Raw genomic sequence first — 18,753 nt, 5'->3', positions numbered from 1 at the left:
CGCAGCGGGCGCCGCCTTTCATACGTGACGAACTTCGACAATCTCGTACTCGATCACGCCGCCTGGCGTCTTCACAGCCACCACATCGCCCTCTTCCTTGGCAATCAAGGCGCGGGCCAACGGCGAACCGACAGAGATCTTGCCGAGTTTGAAGTCAGCTTCGTCTTCACCAACGATGTGATAAACCACGCTTTCGTCGGTCTCGACGTTGGCGATCTCCACGGTGGTGCCAAAAATAACTTTGCCAGTCTTGGGAATGGTCGTGACATCAATAACCACCGCGTTCTGCAGGCGGCCTTCGATATCACGGATCCGCGCCTCGACCATACCCTGCTGCTCGCGAGCAGCATGGTATTCGGCGTTTTCTTTCAAGTCACCCAACTCACGGGCCGTTCCGATGTCTTGGCTGAGCTTCGGACGGACGACCTTGGTCAGGTGAGCGTGCTCTTCTTCCAGGGCCTTGAAGCCCTGGACGGTCATTGGGTATTTGGTCATGCCTTCAATCCTGCGTGTAGATCCTGCAAGCGACGCACGGTCTTTTCCGGACCAAACTTGAGCGCTTCGCAGATAGCTTCGCCAGCAGCAATAGTGGTGGTGCAGTAGATCTTATGCTGCAAGGCGTTGCGACGAATGGAGTAGGAGTCCGCGATCGACTGGCGACCTTCGGTGGTGTTGATGATCAGGGTGACTTCGTCATTCTTGATCATGTCGACCACGTGCGGACGACCTTCCGTCACCTTGTTTACGCGACGTACTTTCAGGCCTGCCGCCTCGATCAGCTTGGCAGTCCCGGCGGTGGCCACGACCTCAAAGCCCAAGTTGATCAGATCACGGGCCACGCCTGCAACCAGTGGCTTGTCGTCATCACGCACACTGATGAACGCAGTACCGCCGGTCGGCAGCACTTCGCTGGCGCCCATCTGGGCCTTGGCAAAGGCTTCACCGAAGGTATCGCCCACGCCCATCACCTCACCGGTGGACTTCATCTCTGGGCCCAGGATCGGGTCCACACCAGGGAATTTGGCGAATGGGAATACCGCCTCTTTCACGCTGTAGAAGTTAGGAATGATTTCCTTGGTGAAGCCGATTTCCTTCAGGGTTTTACCGGCCATGACGCGCGCCGCGATCATTGCCAGGGAAACACCGATGCACTTGGACACGAACGGTACGGTACGCGAAGCACGCGGGTTGACTTCGATGACGTAGATGTCTTCGCCTTGCAGCGCCAACTGAACGTTCATCAGGCCGATCACGCCCAGTTCCAGGGCCATTTTCTTGACCTGTTCGCGCATCTCGTCCTGGATGTGCGCAGGCAGCGAGTACGGCGGCAGGGAGCACGCGGAGTCACCGGAGTGAACGCCGGCCTGCTCGATGTGCTGCATGATCGCGCCGATCACCACGTCGGTGCCGTCGCAGACTGCATCCACGTCCATTTCGATGGCGCAGTTAAGGAAGTGGTCGAGCAGCACCGGGCTGTCGTTGGACACTTTCACCGCGTCACGCAGGTAGCGCTTGAGCTCTTCTTCTTCGTAGACGATTTCCATCGCCCGACCGCCCAGCACGTAGGACGGACGCACCACCAGCGGGTAGCCAATCTTGCTGGCGGCACGGATGGCTTCGTCTTCGCTGCGCACAGTGGCGTTTGGCGGCTGACGCAGGTTCAGGCGCTCAACCATCTGCTGGAAGCGCTCGCGGTCTTCGGCACGGTCGATGGCGTCAGGGCTGGTGCCGATGATCGGCACGCCGGCTTCTTCCAGGGCACGCGCCAGTTTCAGCGGAGTCTGGCCGCCGTACTGGACGATCACACCTTTAGGCTTCTCGACCCGGCAGATTTCCAGCACGTCTTCCAGGGTCACCGGCTCGAAGTACAGGCGATCGGAGGTGTCGTAGTCGGTGGAAACGGTTTCCGGGTTGCAGTTGACCATGATGGTCTCGTAACCGTCTTCGCGCAGGGCCAGTGCCGCGTGTACGCAGCAGTAGTCGAACTCGATGCCCTGGCCGATACGGTTTGGACCGCCGCCGAGGATCATGATCTTGTCGCGGCCCGACGGCGCGGCTTCGCACTCTTCCTCGTAAGTCGAGTACATGTAGGCGGTGTCGGTGGCGAACTCGGCCGCGCAGGTGTCGACGCGCTTGTAGACCGGGAAGATTTCCAACTTGTGACGGTGGCGACGCAAGGCTTTTTCGGTCACGCCCAGCAGCTTGGCCAGACGCATGTCGGAGAAGCCTTTGCGCTTGAGCTTGAACATCAGGTCGCGGTCGATGCTGGCCAGACCCAGGGTCTTGACCTTCTCTTCTTCCTTGATCAGATCTTCGATCTGTACCAGGAACCACGGGTCGATCATGTTCATGCCGAAGATATCTTCGACCGACAGGCCGGCGCGGAAGGCGTCAGCCACGTACCAGATGCGCTCGGCGCCCGGCACGGTCAGTTCGCGCTTGAGAATGCTCATGCTTTCCGGATTGCTCAGGTCGAGCTTCTCATCCAGGCCGCAAACGCCCACTTCCAGACCGCGCAGGGCTTTCTGCAGGGATTCCTGGAAAGTCCGGCCGATGGCCATGACCTCACCGACCGACTTCATTTGAGTGGTCAGGCGTGCGTCGGCTTTCGGGAATTTCTCGAAGGCGAAACGTGGCAGCTTGGTCACGACGTAGTCGATCGACGGCTCGAAGGACGCCGGAGTAGCGCCGCCGGTGATTTCGTTCTGCAACTCGTCCAGGGTATAGCCGATCGCCAGCTTGGCAGCGATACGCGCAATTGGGAAACCAGTAGCTTTCGAAGCCAGCGCCGAGGAACGCGAAACACGCGGGTTCATCTCGATCACGACCATGCGGCCGGTGTCCGGACAGATGCCGAACTGAACGTTGGAACCGCCGGTTTCCACACCGATCTCACGCAATACCGCCAGGGAGGCGTTCCGCAGGATCTGGTATTCCTTGTCGGTCAGGGTCTGTGCCGGCGCCACGGTGATCGAGTCACCGGTGTGCACGCCCATCGGGTCGAAGTTTTCGATGGAGCAAACGATGATGCAGTTGTCCTTCTTATCACGGACAACCTCCATCTCATATTCTTTCCAGCCGATCAGCGATTCGTCGATCAGCAGCTCTTTGGTCGGCGACAGGTCCAGACCGCGGGCGCAGATTTCTTCGAACTCTTCACGGTTGTAAGCGATACCGCCGCCGGTGCCGCCCATGGTGAAGGACGGACGGATGATGCACGGGAAGCCAAGCTTCTCGAGGACGGTGTTGGCCTCTTCCATGCTGTGGGCGATACCCGAGCGTGGGCAATCAAGACCAATGGACTTCATCGCCTTGTCGAAACGCGAACGGTCTTCAGCCTTGTCGATGGTGTCGGCATTGGCGCCGATCATCTCTACGCCGAACTTCTCCAGAACGCCTTCGCGCTCCAGGTCCAGTGCGCAGTTCAGGGCGGTCTGGCCACCCATGGTTGGCAGCAAGGCGTCAGGGCGCTCTTTCTCGATGATCTTGGCAACCGTCTGCCACTTGATCGGCTCGATGTAGGTGGCGTCGGCCATGTCCGGGTCAGTCATGATGGTGGCTGGGTTGGAGTTCACCAGGATGACGCGGTAACCCTCCTCGCGCAGGGCTTTACAGGCCTGCGCGCCGGAGTAGTCGAATTCGCAGGCTTGGCCGATCACGATCGGGCCAGCGCCGAGAATCAGGATGCTTTTTATGTCTGTACGTTTTGGCATGGGTTTGTCACTCAAATCCGCAGGTCAGTCGGCAAGCCGTCTTGAACAATCTTTGAAAAGCCCGAGGGGCCGCCGAAATCCGGGGCCACCCTCAAGCCGCTCAGTCAGCGTCGCTTGGCCATCTCAGTGATGAAACGGTCGAACAGCGGCGCTACGTCGTTCGGGCCCGGGCTCGCTTCAGGGTGGCCCTGGAAGCTGAACGCGCTCTTGTCGGTACGCTCGATGCCTTGCAGGGAACCGTCGAATAGCGACTTGTGAATCGCCCGGACATTGCTCGGCAGGGTTGCCTCATCCACCGCAAAACCATGGTTCTGGCTGGTGATCATGACGACACCTGTGTCCAAGTCCTGCACCGGGTGGTTGGCACCGTGGTGGCCGTGTCCCATTTTCAGGGTCTTGGCGCCGGAGGCCAGGGCCAGGAGTTGATGGCCGAGGCAGATGCCAAATACCGGAATTTCGGTTTCCAGCACGTCCTTGATGGCCTGGATCGCGTAGTCACAAGGCTCCGGATCACCCGGACCGTTGGACAGGAATACACCGTCTGGCTGCAGGGCAAGCACATCGCTGGCTGGGGTTTGTGCAGGCACCACGGTCACACGGCAACCGCGCTCGACCAGCATGCGCAGGATGTTGTGCTTGACGCCGTAGTCGTAGGCCACGACATGGTATGGCAACTCAGCCGCGTCGATAGTCGCATGACTGTCCGTCTTCAAGTCCCAGACAGTGGAGCGCCACTCGTACTTTTCCTTGGTGCTGACAACTTTTGCCAAGTCCATGCCTTTCAGGCCAGGGAAACCTTGGGCTGCGGCAATCGCCGCGTCTTCGGAAATATTCTCACCGACCATGATGCAGCCGTTCTGCGAGCCTTTTTCACGCAGGATGCGTGTCAGGCGGCGCGTGTCGATACCGGCGATAGCCACGACGTTATTGGCTTTCAGGTAATCAGACAGGGACATCGTGTTACGCCAGTTGCTCGCAACCAGTGGCAGGTCACGAATCACCAGACCGGCCGACCAGACACGATCAGACTCGGCATCTTCCGGTGTAGTACCGGTGTTGCCAATGTGCGGATAGGTCAGGGTAACGATCTGCTGGGCGTAGGAAGGATCGGTAAGGATTTCCTGATAGCCGGTCATGGCGGTGTTGAACACCACCTCTCCAACGGTCTGACCGTCGGCTCCAATGGCTTCGCCGCGAAAAATGCTGCCATCAGCAAGGGCGAGTATGGCTGGCTTAGTCAAGAAGACCTCCCGTAAATAAAGCCTGAAAGGGCGATCGCAGGTTGTAAAAAAGCGGAGTGACGTATGGACACGTCACCCCGCTTCTTCATCGAATTATTCTGCGCGCTTTTAGTGGACACACTAAAGCTGTAGCTTACAGAAAAAGGCTTTTTTGGTCCACCGCTAAAGAGCCTTAAAGGCAGGAGAATGCGACAGGTCGTCGCTTAGCGGGTAAAACAGGACCCCAGATTAAAGCCCGGGCCCCGTTTTAGCTAGCGCTTAATGCAGATCCAGCACGTCACGCATGTCATACAGGCCAGGTTCGCGACCATCCAACCACAGGGCCGCACGTACAGCTCCCTTGGCGAACGTCATGCGACTGGATGCCTTGTGAGTGATCTCAAGGCGCTCACCGTCGGTTGCGAACAACACCGTGTGATCACCGACCACATCACCGCCGCGAACGGTGGCAAAACCGATGGTATCGCGAGCGCGGGCTCCGGTGTGACCTTCACGGCCATACACCGCCACCTTCGACAGATCACGCCCAAGGGCATCGGCAATTGCTTCGCCCATGCGCAACGCAGTACCGGACGGCGCATCAATCTTGTGTCGATGATGGGTCTCGATGATCTCGATGTCAGCTTCATCCCCCAGGACGCGCGCTGCCATGTCGAGCAATTTCAGCGACAGATTGACACCAACACTGAAGTTGGCCGCAAACACGACAGGAATATCCTTGCCCGCCTCGACCAGCAACTGCTTTTGCTCAGCGCTCAGGCCCGTAGTGCCGATTACCATGGCCTTGCCCGCCTTGCGGCAGAACGCCAGGTTTTTCAGCATCACTTCCGGCAGGGTGAAATCGATCAGCACATCGAACTCGTCAGCGACCTGCTCCAGGCTGCCAGACAACGAAACGCCGATCCGCCCAAGGGACGCCAACTCACCGGCATCCGCACCGATCAAGGTACTGCCAGGGCGAACAATTGCCGCCGTCAGCCCGGAGGCCGGCGAGCGTTGCTGCACAGCCTCGACCAAGGTCTTGCCCATGCGCCCGGCAGCACCCATCACCGCTATACGTCGCATACTCACTTCCTTACAAGTCTCCGAAGAAACGCTTCACGCCTTCGAACCAGCCAGTAGTTTTTGGCGAATGAGTGTCATCGCCGGCCAGGGAGCTACGAAGCTCTTCCAACAGCTCACGCTGGCGACGGCCCAGGTTCACCGGGGTTTCTACCGCTACACGACACATCAAGTCGCCCGCACCACCTCCACGTACCGGCGCAACGCCTTTACCGCGGATACGGAACTGCTTGCCAGTCTGCGTCCCTTCAGGAATCTTGAGCTTGACCCGGCCTTCCAGCGTCGGAATCTCCAACTCACCACCCAAGGCTGCATCGACAAAGCTGATCGGCACCTCACAGAACAAATGCTTGCCATCGCGCTGGAAGATCGAGTGCTCGCGCACATTGATCACCACGTACAGATCACCCGTCGGACCGCCCTGGACCCCTGCCTCGCCTTCGCCGGACAGGCGTATACGGTCACCGGTATCAACACCAGCAGGCACCTTCACCGAGAGCGTCTTGTACTCCTCGACACGCCCTTCGCCATGGCACGAGTCGCACGGATCAGAAATGATCTTGCCCTGGCCATGGCAGCGTGGGCAAGTTTGCTGCACCGAAAAGAAGCCTTGCTGCATGCGCACCTGACCGATACCGCCACACGTCGGACACGTGATCGGCGAAGAGCCTTTTTTGGCGCCAGAACCGTCGCAAGGCTTACAGTTGACCAGTGTCGGCACACGGATATTGACACTGGTACCACGTACCGCTTCTTCCAGGTTCAGTTCCAGGGTGTAGCGCAGATCACTGCCACGCTGAGCGCCGCCACGCTGGCCGCCACGACTGCCACCGAAGAAATCACTGAACACATCACCAAAGATGTCGGAGAAGTTCTGGCCACCGAAGCCAGCCCCGCCGCCACCCATACTTGGATCGACGCCCGCGTGACCATACTGATCGTAGGCCGCCCGCTTATTCGGATCACACAGGCATTCGTAGGCCTCATTAGCCTCTTTGAACAATTCTTCGGATTCTTTGCTATCCGGATTACGGTCCGGGTGATGCTTCATCGCCAGGCGACGGTAAGCTTTTTTCAGCTCCGCCTCGCTGGAACCACGCTCCACACCCAACACTTCGTAATAGTCACGCTTTGCCATAAGTCTTTGCACTCTTAAGGACGTTCAGCAAAACCCTCCTGAGCCTTGCCAAACTCGTTGAGCCCCAATACAGGCCCGGACCCAACTCACGTCAATTCAACGATCCTGGTCGTTACACTGTCTTCAGCCAGGGAGCCGGCCAAAAACGCGGTGAATGTCGATCGCAAAGCAGGAGCATTCCCGATCACACCGCCAACATCCGAATGTTGTCGCATGCTGTAAAAATTCGCGTACTCCAGACACGCCAACGCGGGAGCAAGCTCCCGCGCGGCGACATCCTACCAGTCACCGCTTGTTAGCGGTCAACCGGGCGACCAACTTACTTCTGGTCTTTGACTTCTTCGAACTCAGCATCGACAACATCGTCATGCTTGGTTTCAGGCTCTGCCTGCTGCGCAGCACCATCAGCCGGCTGGCTTTGTTCGGCATACATCTTCTGGGCAACTGGCGCGGAGACTTTCGACAGTTCCTCAACCTTGGCTTCGATGTCAGCCTTGTCGTCGCCTTTGACGGCAGCTTCCAAGGCAACCAGAGCAGCTTCGATTGCAGTTTTCTCTTCTTCGGTCACTTTGTCGCCAGCATCAGCGATCATTTTGCGAGTCGAGTGGACCAACGCATCACCCTGGTTACGGGCAGCGGCCAATTCTTCGAACTTGCGATCTTCCTCGGCGTTGGTTTCAGCATCGCGAATCATCTGCTGAATTTCTTCCTCGGACAGACCGGAGTTGGCCTTGATCACGATCGACTGAGTCTTGCCGGTGGCCTTGTCCTTCGCGCCCACGTGCAGAATGCCGTTGGCGTCGATATCGAAGGTCACTTCAATTTGTGGCACGCCACGTGGCGCTGGCGGAATCTCGGCCAAGTCGAACTTACCCAGGGACTTGTTCTGGGTAGCTTGCTTGCGCTCACCCTGAAGCACGTGAATGGTCACCGCGCCCTGGTTGTCATCGGCAGTCGAGAACACCTGGGATTTCTTGGTAGGAATCGTGGTGTTTTTCTCGATCAGCGCAGTCATCACGCCACCCATGGTTTCAATACCCAGGGTCAGCGGGCTTACGTCCAGCAGCAGTACGTCTTTCACGTCACCGGCCAATACCGCGCCCTGGATGGCAGCACCCATGGCGACCGCTTCGTCCGGGTTGACGTCTTTACGGGCTTCTTTACCAAAGAACTCGGTCACCAGCTTCTGAACCAGTGGCATACGGGTCTGACCGCCCACCAGGATCACGTCGTTGATAGAGCCCACGTCGATACCCGAGTCTTTCAGCGCAATGCGGCAAGGCTCGATGGTGCGTTGAACCAGGTCTTCAACCAGCGCTTCCAGCTTGGCGCGGGAAATTTTCACATTCAAGTGCTTAGGACCGGTGGCATCTGCAGTGATGTACGGCAGGTTCACGTCGGTCGAATTGCTCGAAGACAGTTCGATCTTGGCTTTCTCAGCGGCTTCTTTCAGGCGCTGCATCGCCAGCGGGTCACCTTTAAGGTTCATGCCGCTTTCTTTCTTGAATTCGTCAACCAGGTAGTCGATCAGGCGAATGTCAAAGTCCTCGCCACCCAGGAAGGTGTCACCGTTGGTGGCCAACACTTCGAATTGGTGCTCGCCATCGACTTCAGCGATTTCGATCACGGAAACGTCAAACGTACCGCCACCCAGGTCGTAAACGATCACGGTGTGATCGCCCTTGGCCTTGTCCATACCGTAGGCCAGAGCGGCTGCGGTCGGCTCGTTGATGATACGTTTCACGTCCAGACCAGCAATACGGCCGGCGTCTTTGGTCGCCTGACGCTGACTGTCGTTGAAGTAGGCAGGAACAGTGATCACTGCTTCAGTCACTGCTTCACCGAGGTAGTCTTCGGCAGTCTTCTTCATCTTTTTCAAGATTTCAGCCGAAATTTGCGGCGGCGACATTTTCTGGCCGTTTACTTCAACCCAGGCGTCACCGTTGTCAGCCTTGGCAATTTTATAAGGGACCATCTTGATGTCTTTCTGTACGACTTCTTCGTCGAACTTACGACCGATCAGACGCTTCACCGCGTACAGGGTGTTATGCGGATTGGTCACAGCTTGACGCTTGGCGGATTGACCCACCAGGATTTCGCCGTCGTTGGCATAAGCCACGATGGACGGAGTAGTGCGCGCGCCCTCGGCGTTTTCAATGACTTTGGATTTGCCGTTTTCCAGCACGGAGACGCAGGAGTTGGTAGTCCCCAGGTCGATACCGATAATTTTGCCCATGTTAACTCTCCCGAAACTTTAGATTTGGTTGCCGCAGCAGTGGTGGCTAACTGCGGTAGCACTTAAACGCTTGACATATAGATGGGGGCCTTGCGACCGATTTCAAGCCTGCTCATCAATCGAAGGTGCGGTCGGTGCGGGAGCCTTGCTCACCACTACCATCGCAGGTCGCAACAGACGTCCGTTGAGCTGATAACCCTTCTGGAACACTTTCAGCACACTGTTAGGCTCAAGATCGGCACTTTCCTGCATCGCCATCGCCTGATGATGCTCGGCATTGAACGGTTCGCCGCCTTGCGGATCGATGGCTTCCAACTGATAGCGCTTCAGGGTGTCCTGGAACATTTTCAGTGTCAGCTCGATCCCTTCGCGCATTGGGCGGATGTTTTCGTCGTCCGGACTGGACAACTCCAAGCCGCGCTCCAGGCTGTCGATGATCGGCAACAGATCATTGGCAAATTTTTCCAACGCGAACTTATGGGCTTTTTCTACATCCTGCTCGGCGCGGCGGCGGACGTTCTGCAGATCGGCGGCAACACGCAAAGCCTGATCCTGTGCGCCTGCCAGTTGCTCTTCGAGCACTTGCACGCGAACCGCCAGATCTTCACCTGTTGCTTGCGAGGCCTGGGTATCATCTGGATTTTGCGTATCCTGCGTCTGTTCGTCAGCCATAGAATTTTCTCCTTTCAAAATCGTGCGCGAACTCGACTCGCGCTTCTGTTCGGGTATATGGGGCCACAATTTCCAGGTTCAAGGGCGCAGCCATCACCAAAAGCCTTTCACTTGTCTCAGATTAAATCTCCCCACTCATTCCTCATCGCACTAAATAATGCGACAACTCAAACAAATAGAGCTAAGCGCCAGGATTGTCAGCCCTGAACAAAACACTGTATAAATAACCAGACATAAATCTGGGAGCGGCCGTCATGCTGGTGCACCTGTCCGTACATAACTACGCCATCGTCGAACACCTGGATCTTGAACTGGATCGCGGGATGAGCGTAATCACAGGCGAAACCGGCGCTGGCAAGTCGATTATGCTCGACGCCTTAGGATTGACCCTGGGCGATCGTGCAGACAGCGGGGTCGTTCGCCCCGGAGCCGACAAGGCCGATATCCTGGCCACCTTCGACCTGGCAGACATCCCCGAAGCCGAGGCCTGGCTCGCCGAGCGCGACCTGAACAATGACGGCCCGTGCATCCTGCGCCGAGTCATCACCGCTGAAGGTCGCTCGCGCGGCTATATCAATGGCACGCCCTGCCCCTTGGGCGACTTGAAAGCCTTAGGCGAGTTGCTGATCGACATCCACAGCCAGCACGAACACCAATCCCTGCTGAAAGTCGACACTCACCGCCGCCTGCTCGACGAATATGCAGGCGCCACCGACCTGGCGCGCCAAGTGCAATTGGCTGCGCAGCGCTGGCGCCAGACCCGCCAGGAGCTGGAGCGGCTCTCCAATTCCGGGGACGAACAGCGTGCACGCCATCAGTTACTCAGCTATCAACTGGAAGAGCTGGAAAGCCTGGGGCTGGGCGAAATGGAACTTGAGCAACTGGAACAAGAACACAAGAACCTGACCAATGCCGAAACCTTGCTGGGCATTTGCCGACAAGTTGTCGAGCAGTGCAGCGAAAACGATTCCGGCAACGTACTCAATGCGCTGACCGCCAGCCTGAATCGTCTGTCGAGCATAAACACCGCCTCAGGCTCGCTGAGCGAAGCCACTACCCTGCTGACCAGTGCGCAGATTCAGGTAGAAGAGGCCGTGGGCGAGTTGAACCGCTTCCTTGACCACTTCGATGCCGACCCGGCGCGCCTGCAAGAGATAGAGGAGCGCTTGGACACTATCTATACCTTGGCCCGCAAACATCGCATTCAACCGACTGAAGTCGCAACGATGCAACAGAAACTGCTGGATGAAATTGAAACCCTGAATGCCAACGATGAATCGATTGAGCGCCTGGGAAGCGAACTCGCGTCGTTTGCCCGTCATTATCAGGAGAAGGCTCGTGAGCTGAGCGATCTGCGCCAACAGGCGGCAAACGGCCTGGCCAGCGCCGTAGAGCAGGAAATACAGCGCCTGGGCATGCCAGGGGGACGCTTCACTATCGAACTGCGCCCTAACACCAGCAACGAACTGCAACCCAACGGCCTGGAACAAGTTGAACTGCTGGTCAGCGCCAACCCCGGCCAACCGCTAAAAGCGCTGGCAAAAGTAGCCTCCGGTGGCGAGCTGTCACGGATCAGCCTGGCAATCCAGGTCATCACTGCCCAGACCTCACGGATACCGACATTGGTATTCGATGAAGTGGACGTGGGCATTGGCGGTCCGACAGCAGAAATTGTGGGGCAGTTGTTGCGGCGCCTGGGCGAACGCGGACAGGTGCTGACCGTCACCCACTTGCCGCAAGTGGCCGCACAAGGACACCAGCATTTGTTTGTGCATAAGGTTCGAGGCAGCGATGCAACCCACACAGCGGTATCCAAGCTGAACAAGACCGAAAGGGTTGAAGAAGTGGCACGCATGCTGGGCGGCATTGACCTGACCAAGGAATCCTTGGCCCACGCGAAGAAGATGGTGGTGACTGCAAAGGCCTGAGCCACGATTGATAGACAATCTGAAAGCACGAAGGCGACCCTGAGGTCGCCTTCGATTGTTCCGCAGAGTGGCCTGCGTAGCTTTTCTTACTTTTTCTTACGTATGTACAGAACCAAATTGTGGTCCACTAATTCGACTCCATGCTCCTCGGCGATAGCCTTCTGAAGCTTCTCGATTTCCAGGCTGACAAACTCAACCACTTCGCCCGTTTCCACATCAACCATATGGTCGTGGTGACCACTGTCAGCCAGTTCGAATACTGCATGACCGCCGTCGAAATTATGACGAACCACCAGCCCTGCGGCTTCAAACTGGGTCAGCACACGGTAAACCGTGGCCAGGCCGACGTCCTCGTTAGACTCCATGAGTGCCTTGTAAACATCCTCGGCACTCATATGACGCTGCTCAGCAGAATCAAGCATTTGTAGAATCTTGACCCGTGGCAGAGTCACTTTAAGACCGGCTTTGCGTAGTTCGCTATTTTCAACCATGGTTAGCTTTCTCGCGGATGCTGCTTCGCAGCTTCTCTTAATACGGGTATGATCGGCGTTTACGTTGTCCCAGCCAAGATAGTGGAAGTCGCCCACCGATGCAAAACACCAAGCTCTTGCTAACCAGTTTCACCTTTGTGGGACTGCTCGCACTCGCCGGTTGTTCATTCCCCGGGGTTTACAAAATCGACATCCAGCAGGGCAATGTCGTCACGCAGGACATGATAGACCAGTTACGCCCGGGAATGACCCGACGGCAAGTACGGTTTATCATGGGTAACCCCCTGCTGACCGACACATTCCATGCCGATCGCTGGGATTATCTTTATAGCATCCAGCCTGGTGGCGGTGAACGCCAGCAGGAGCGCGTCAGCGTCATATTCAATGACACTGACCAACTCGTCAGCCTGTCGGGTGATTTCATGCCTGGCGTGAGCCGTGATGAAGCGTTGCTGGGCAAAGATAACGACACCAATGTCACGGCACCTACGCAGAATGCCGAGGAGCCCAAGTCCGAGGTGCCGGCCAAGCCAGGCTCCTTGCTGGATCAGATCCAGAAAGACGTCGATGATGTACAGACCGTTCCGGTCCCGGCGCCTGCCCCTCTGGACACCAGCCCGCAATAAAGTTGAAACCTCAGCAAAAAGCCCGGCATGCCGGGCTTTTTGTTGTCTGGCACTTCACGAAATCAAGAACCCTGCTGTTTCGCCTTGGCTGCCCTGGCTGCGCGCAGACGACGAATCTCCATGGGGTCAGCCAGCAACGGCCGGTAGATTTCAATGCGGTCCCCAGCTTGCACTGCACGGACATCCGCGTCAGACACAACCTTGCCGAAGATCCCCAAAGGACAGGTGGCCAGATCCAGTTCCGGAAACTGCGCAGCAATCTGCGAGCTTTGCACCGCTGCCCTCAGGCTGGAGCCCGTTGCAACGGACAAAGCCAGCAACACCTGACGATTCACAGCGGCATACACGACTTCAATTTCGACGACTGACTCAGCCATGCAATTGCTTGGCCCGCTGACAGAACGCATCCACCAGCGTATTCGCCGCCTGATTGAACAGCGGCCCGAGAGTCGCCCGAACCACCGGCCCGGCATAATCAAACGACAGGTCCAGGCTGATCTTGCAGGCCTTGTCATTCAACACCTTAAAAACCCAGACACCGTGCAACTGATTGAACGGCCCCTCCTCCAGATTCATCTCGATAGACTCTCCGGGCACCAAGGTATTACGCGTGACGAAGTGCTGACTGAACCCGCCCTTGGCCACTGCCAGGCTGGCGCGCATGTGCTCATCACTGCTCTCCAGCACCTCGGCAGACGAGCACCAAGGCAGAAATTCAGGATAACGCGCCACATCATTGACCAGGTCATAGAGCGCTTGCGCCGGATAGGGCAGCAGGGCCGAGCGTTGAATATGCGTCGTCATGTGAACGTTATTTCCACAACTGAGCGGCAAACACTACAAGAATGCCGATGGGCGCTATATAGCGCATCAAGAAGAAAGCCAGGGCGAACATTGCCGGGCTACGAATCGACAGCTCATCCCGAACAGCTTCGCGCCCCATCACCCAACCCGCAAACACCACGAAACACAAACCACCCAAGGGCAACATGATTCGCGATGTGAAGAAATCAATGACACCAAAGAAATCCAAGCCACTGGCGGCGCCCCATTGATAAAGGCGAAAGGCGCCATCCTCGCTCACGAAAAACCTGGCCTGCTGCCAGATATTAAAGGAAAACACCGTTCCCAAACCAACAAACCAGCAACTGAAGGCCAACCAGAAGGTAACCCAGGCACGCTTAACCTTTGTACGCTCCACCAGATAGGCCACCATGGGCTCCAGCAAAGAGATCGCCGAACTCCAGGCGGCAATGGCCACCAGCACAAAAAACACTACCCCCATCAACTGCCCGAAAGCCACGCTACCAAAAGCAAATGGCAAGCTGACAAACATCAATCCTGGGCCTTCACTCGGGCTCAAGCCTGCAGCGAAGACAATGGGAAACAACGCCATTCCCGCCAAAAGTGAGACAAACGTATCCAGCAGCGCAACACCGACCACAGTCCCCGAGAGTGATGCACCCTTGGGCATATACGCCCCATAAATCATGATAGAGCCGACACCGACGCTCAGAGAAAAGAACGCATGCCCCATGGCCGGCAGCAACCCTTCGAGCAACCGCTCGGAGTTGAAGTCGAACATGAAATGCAGCCCCTCCATGAAGTACCCGGTGGTCATGCTGTATCCCAGCAGTACCAGCAACATCACGAACAACAGCGGCATCATGATCCGCAAGCTGCGCTCAAGCCCGGCCACCACTCCCCTGGCTATCACCAAGGCAGACAACACCATAAAGAGTGTGTGCCAGAATGTCAGGCGCCAAGGGTCCGCCACCACCTTGTCAAAGTAGGCTGCGACCTGCTCGGCCGTCACGCCCTGAAAGTCGCCGCGCCCCATATCAATGATGTAGTCCAGTGACCAACCACCGACCACGCTATAAAAAGACAGGATCAACAGCGCCGCAATCATTCCGGCGAAGGCCCACCAGGACCAGCGCGCCGAATGCCCGGCCTCCAGGGCCAATACCTTCAGGGCATTCGCCGGGCTTTGCCGAGCACGCCGGCCAATCAGGGTCTCGGCCAACATGACAGGCAGACCGATGAGGGCGATACAGGCCAAAAATACCAGGACAAATGCCCCGCCGCCGTACATCCCCACCATATAGGGAAACTTCCAGATACTTCCCAAGCCTACCGCAGAGCCGGTGGCAGCGAGTACGAAGACCCAGCGGCTTGCCCACCCTCCGTGGACAGAAACCTTGTCCGTCGACATCGTTACACGCCCAACCGATCAAAAAAGAGCGCGCATTGTCCGGGATTCAAACAACACGCTCAAGCACGCAGGTTGACCGTAGCCGACACGCTCGCAACTCCCTATAATGCCGCCCCTATGGCTAAACAAAAGAAACACCCAACAGGGACCATCGCGCAAAACAAGAAGGCGCGACACGATTACTTCATCGAGCATCGGTTCGAGGCTGGTCTGGTCCTGGCCGGCTGGGAAGTAAAGAGTCTGCGTGCAAGCAAGCTGCAGCTGGTCGACAGCTACGTGCTGCTCAAGGATGGCGAAGCATGGCTGCTCGGCAGCCATATCACTCCGCTGAACACTGCCAGCACCCACGTTATTGCCGACCCGGTGCGCACGCGCAAGCTGCTGCTCAATGCCCGCGAACTGGAAAAGCTGGCCGCCGCCGTGCAACAAAAGGGTTATGCCTGCATCTGCCTGTCGTGGTATTGGAGCAAGCACTTGATCAAGTGCGAGATCGCTCTGGGCAAGGGCAAAAAAGAATACGACAAGCGTGACACCGAGCGCGAACGCGATTCCAATCGGGAATTGCAACGCGCCGTACGCAACAAGGGCAAAGAAGACTGACACCCTACGAGGGCGCCCAAACGCCCTCGACTACTTCCCCTTGCGCCGCTCCGCCCGGGCCATGCGCTGAACTTCATGACGTACTTCTTCCAGCACTTCCTGCACATAGAGCAGGTGACGTGTTGAAATCTCTCGTGCCTGCTCCGCTCGCCCTTCGATGATCGCCAGGTACAAATCCCGGTGCTGACTGATCAGCATATCCCGTGTTTCGGCGCGCTGCTGATACATGCCGCCAATGTTGGTCACCACGTTACGTTTGAGCAGGTCGAACAAGCCACGAATGGTGTGCAGCAATACGGCGTTATGACTGGCCTCGGCAATGGCCAGATGAAAGCGCGCATCGGCCGCGCCCTCTTCCACCCGGCTCACTTCATCCGCCCGCGCGTAGCAATCCTGTAGCGCTTCAAATGCGGCGGTGAGCCGCTCGCGATCCACTTCGGTGGCGCGCAACGCCGCGTAATAGGCGCAAGACGCTTCAAGGGTCTGCCGAAACTCCAACAGGTCGCTCTGGGCCTCAGGATTGTTTTCCAACAGATGCAGCAGCGGGTCACTGAAGGTTGAGCCCAACGACTCCACCACATAATTACCACCGCCCTGACGGCTGACCAGCAAACCCTTTGCCGCCAGTTTCTGGATGGCCTCACGCAACGACGGTCGCGACACACCGAACTGCTCGGCCAACGCACGTTCAGCCGGCAAGCGCTCGCCCGACTTCAGCGTGCCCTCAAGGATCATTCCCTCAAGCTGCTCGACAATATCGTCAGACAAACGGCGCTGATGCACCTGATCAAAGCCCATAACTTACTCTCCACAATCCCGACCACTCGCCAGGGCCTCTATTCTGGCCTATTGCCGCCTCGGCGGCACCTATCAGCGCGCCTTTGATTCACCAGATCAGCGTCACCACCTATTGGCATTCGACCAAAGTTTCAACAGCGGCAAATTGACACGCCCCCGGAAGACTCTTAACCTAGCCAACAGCCATTGTAAATTGGTATTACCAATTATCCATATTAGCTAGCAGTGCCTGACCAACAACAATTAGGGGCCACCCCACATGCAAACCTGGCAACAACTCTATAGCCCACTCGGCAGCCTCGGCCTGTCCGCATTGGCCGCCGTTATTCCCATCGTGTTCTTCTTCCTGGCCCTGGCCGTGTTTCGCCTCAAAGGCCACGTGGCCGGCAGCATCACCTTGGCGCTGTCGATCCTGGTAGCGATCTTCGCCTTCAAGATGCCCGTCGATATGGCCCTCGCCGCCGCCGGCTACGGGTTTGCCTATGGCCTATGGCCGATCGCCTGGATCATTGTTGCTGCCGTATTCCTCTACAAACTGACGGTCAAAAGCGGCCAGTTCGAAGTCATCCGCAGCTCCGTGTTGTCGATTACCGACGACCAGCGCCTGCAAGTACTGTTGATCGGCTTCTGCTTCGGCGCCTTCCTGGAAGGTGCCGCCGGCTTCGGCGCACCGGTAGCGATTACCGCCGCCCTGCTGGTAGGGCTGGGCTTTAACCCGCTGTACGCCGCCGGCCTGTGCTTGATTGCCAACACCGCGCCGGTAGCCTTCGGCGCCTTGGGGATTCCGATCATCGTTGCCGGCCAGGTGACCGGCATCGACGCGTTCAAGATCGGCGCCATGGCCGGCCGCCAACTGCCGCTGCTGTCGATGTTCGTGCCGTTCTGGCTGGTGTTCATGATGGACGGCCTACGAGGCGTCAAGGAAACCTGGCCGGCCGCACTGGTCGCGGGCTTCAGCTTTGCCGTCACCCAGTACTTCACCTCGAACTATATCGGCCCGGAACTGCCGGACATCACCTCGGCCCTGGCCAGCTTGATTTCCCTGACGCTGTTCCTGAAAGTCTGGCAGCCCAAGCGCACCGTGGGCGCTCAGATTGCCGGGGCAACATCCGGCACTGCGATCACAGCCAGCGCCGGTGGTTTCGGCCTGCCTCGCAGCACTGAAGCTTCGCCTTACAGCCTGGGGGAAATCTTCAAGGCCTGGTCACCGTTCCTGATCCTGACGGCCCTGGTCACCCTCTGGACCCTCAAACCGTTCAAGGCAATGTTTGCCGCAGGTGGTTCGATGTACGGCTGGGTCTTCAATATTGCGATCCCGCATCTGGATCAGTTGGTAATCAAGGTCGCGCCTATCGTCACCAACCCGACCGCCATTCCAGCAGTGTTCAAACTGGACCCGATTTCCGCGACCGGCACGGCGATCTTCTTCTCCGCCCTGATCTCGATGCTAGTACTGAAGATCAATATAAAAATTGGTCTGACCACTTTGAAGGAAACTTTCTACGAACTGCGCTGGCCAATTTTGTCTATCGGCATGGTGCTGGCATTTGCCTTCGTCACCAACTACTCCGGCATGTCCTCGACCATGGCCCTGGTTCTAGCCGGCACTGGCGCAGCCTTTCCGTTCTTCTCGCCGTTCCTTGGCTGGCTGGGCGTGTTTCTGACCGGCTCCGATACCTCATCCAACGCACTGTTCAGCTCCCTGCAGGCCACCACCGCCCACCAGATCGGTGTCAACGACACCCTATTGGTAGCGGCAAATACCAGTGGTGGCGTGACTGGCAAGATGATCTCCCCGCAATCGATCGCCGTGGCCTGTGCTGCGACCGGACTGGTGGGCAAAGAATCCGATCTGTTCCGTTTCACCCTCAAGCACAGCCTGTTCTTTGCCACCATTGTCGGCCTGATCACCCTGGCCCAGGCCTACTGGTTAACCGGCATGCTGGTGCACTGAGCCCTATACGTAACAGGGTAACAACCGACGCCGAACAGCAACTTCGGCATCAGCTATTCACAACCCGGTCTATGTTGGT

Annotated in this window: 16 protein-coding genes; 4 read left to right on the top strand and 12 right to left on the bottom strand. The window is 57.5% G+C overall.

Features of this window, described 5'->3' with window-relative positions; translation table 11 throughout:
- Positions 1–18 precede the first annotated feature (18 nt).
- The 7 genes from greA to grpE all read right to left on the bottom strand — a co-directional run bounded on the left by greA (position 19) and on the right by grpE (position 10,062).
- Positions 19–495 (bottom strand): transcription elongation factor GreA, encoded by a 477-nt coding sequence (gene greA / locus GIR22_RS08790; RefSeq protein ID WP_124527760.1) that lies wholly within the window; start codon positions 493–495, stop codon positions 19–21.
- A complete protein-coding gene (gene carB / locus GIR22_RS08785) occupies positions 492–3,713 on the bottom strand; it encodes a carbamoyl-phosphate synthase large subunit (RefSeq protein WP_154742955.1) in 3,222 nt (1,073 codons plus the stop codon). Before carB ends, greA begins: the two co-directional genes overlap by 4 nt.
- Positions 3,714–3,817: 104 nt before the next feature.
- Positions 3,818–4,954 carry a glutamine-hydrolyzing carbamoyl-phosphate synthase small subunit gene (gene carA / locus GIR22_RS08780; protein WP_154742954.1) on the bottom strand — a complete coding sequence of 379 codons (1,137 nt, stop codon included), beginning with the start codon at positions 4,952–4,954 and terminating at the stop codon, positions 3,818–3,820.
- A 258-nt stretch (positions 4,955–5,212) separates the two neighbouring features.
- Positions 5,213–6,019, bottom strand: a complete 807-nt coding sequence (dapB, locus tag GIR22_RS08775; protein WP_154742953.1) for a 4-hydroxy-tetrahydrodipicolinate reductase — start codon at positions 6,017–6,019, stop codon at positions 5,213–5,215.
- Between the two features lie 10 nt (positions 6,020–6,029).
- A complete protein-coding gene (gene dnaJ, locus GIR22_RS08770) occupies positions 6,030–7,154 on the bottom strand; it encodes a molecular chaperone DnaJ (RefSeq protein WP_154742952.1) in 1,125 nt (374 codons plus the stop codon).
- Between the two features lie 319 nt (positions 7,155–7,473).
- Positions 7,474–9,390, bottom strand: coding sequence for a molecular chaperone DnaK (dnaK, locus tag GIR22_RS08765; RefSeq protein WP_154742951.1), 1,917 nt, complete (start codon positions 9,388–9,390; stop codon positions 7,474–7,476).
- A 102-nt stretch (positions 9,391–9,492) separates the two neighbouring features.
- The gene (gene grpE, locus GIR22_RS08760) at positions 9,493–10,062 is read right to left on the bottom strand and encodes a nucleotide exchange factor GrpE (RefSeq protein WP_154742950.1); all 570 of its coding nucleotides are present in this window, start codon (positions 10,060–10,062) and stop codon (positions 9,493–9,495) included.
- 254 nt (positions 10,063–10,316) lie between these two features.
- On the opposite strand from grpE, the gene recN reads away from it, so the two are divergent.
- Complete coding sequence (gene recN / locus GIR22_RS08755; protein WP_154742949.1) at positions 10,317–11,990, top strand: DNA repair protein RecN; 1,674 nt, start codon at positions 10,317–10,319, stop codon at positions 11,988–11,990.
- Positions 11,991–12,076: 86 nt separating this feature from the next.
- On the opposite strand, the gene fur is transcribed toward recN, so the two are convergent.
- A complete protein-coding gene (gene fur / locus GIR22_RS08750; RefSeq protein ID WP_154743001.1) occupies positions 12,077–12,481 on the bottom strand; it encodes a ferric iron uptake transcriptional regulator in 405 nt (134 codons plus the stop codon).
- 98 nt (positions 12,482–12,579) lie between these two features.
- Here fur and GIR22_RS08745 point away from each other — a divergent pair, with 98 nt between their 5' ends.
- Positions 12,580–13,107, top strand: coding sequence for an outer membrane protein assembly factor BamE (locus tag GIR22_RS08745; RefSeq protein WP_154742948.1), 528 nt, complete (start codon positions 12,580–12,582; stop codon positions 13,105–13,107).
- Positions 13,108–13,169: 62 nt separating this feature from the next.
- Here the strand turns inward: GIR22_RS08745 and GIR22_RS08740 are convergent, their stop codons facing one another.
- From GIR22_RS08740 to GIR22_RS08730, 3 genes are read right to left on the bottom strand one after another with little or no spacing between them, the layout of a single operon-like run.
- Positions 13,170–13,484 carry an RnfH family protein gene (locus GIR22_RS08740; protein ID WP_154742947.1) on the bottom strand — a complete coding sequence of 105 codons (315 nt, stop codon included), beginning with the start codon at positions 13,482–13,484 and terminating at the stop codon, positions 13,170–13,172.
- Positions 13,477–13,911: a type II toxin-antitoxin system RatA family toxin gene (locus tag GIR22_RS08735; RefSeq protein WP_154742946.1), complete on the bottom strand. Its 435-nt coding sequence runs from the start codon at positions 13,909–13,911 to the stop codon at positions 13,477–13,479. The genes GIR22_RS08740 and GIR22_RS08735 overlap by 8 nt, the downstream gene beginning before the upstream one ends.
- 7 nt (positions 13,912–13,918) lie before the next feature.
- Positions 13,919–15,322 carry a sodium-dependent transporter gene (locus GIR22_RS08730; RefSeq protein ID WP_154742945.1) on the bottom strand — a complete coding sequence of 468 codons (1,404 nt, stop codon included), beginning with the start codon at positions 15,320–15,322 and terminating at the stop codon, positions 13,919–13,921.
- 117 nt (positions 15,323–15,439) lie between these two features.
- Between GIR22_RS08730 and smpB the strand changes: the two genes are divergently transcribed.
- Positions 15,440–15,922 (top strand): SsrA-binding protein SmpB, encoded by a 483-nt coding sequence (gene smpB, locus GIR22_RS08725; protein ID WP_154743000.1) that lies wholly within the window; start codon positions 15,440–15,442, stop codon positions 15,920–15,922.
- Between the two features lie 30 nt (positions 15,923–15,952).
- Here smpB and GIR22_RS08720 read toward each other — a convergent pair whose 3' ends face one another.
- Positions 15,953–16,720 carry a GntR family transcriptional regulator gene (locus tag GIR22_RS08720; protein ID WP_154742944.1) on the bottom strand — a complete coding sequence of 256 codons (768 nt, stop codon included), beginning with the start codon at positions 16,718–16,720 and terminating at the stop codon, positions 15,953–15,955.
- 259 nt (positions 16,721–16,979) lie between these two features.
- Here GIR22_RS08720 and GIR22_RS08715 point away from each other — a divergent pair, with 259 nt between their 5' ends.
- Positions 16,980–18,674 (top strand): lactate permease LctP family transporter, encoded by a 1,695-nt coding sequence (locus tag GIR22_RS08715; protein WP_154742943.1) that lies wholly within the window; start codon positions 16,980–16,982, stop codon positions 18,672–18,674.
- Positions 18,675–18,753 lie beyond the last annotated feature (79 nt).

This window comes from Pseudomonas karstica (assembly GCF_009707515.1).
GTDB classification, from domain to species: domain Bacteria; phylum Pseudomonadota; class Gammaproteobacteria; order Pseudomonadales; family Pseudomonadaceae; genus Aquipseudomonas; species Aquipseudomonas karstica.
This window is presented reverse-complemented; position numbering and strand designations above follow the sequence as displayed.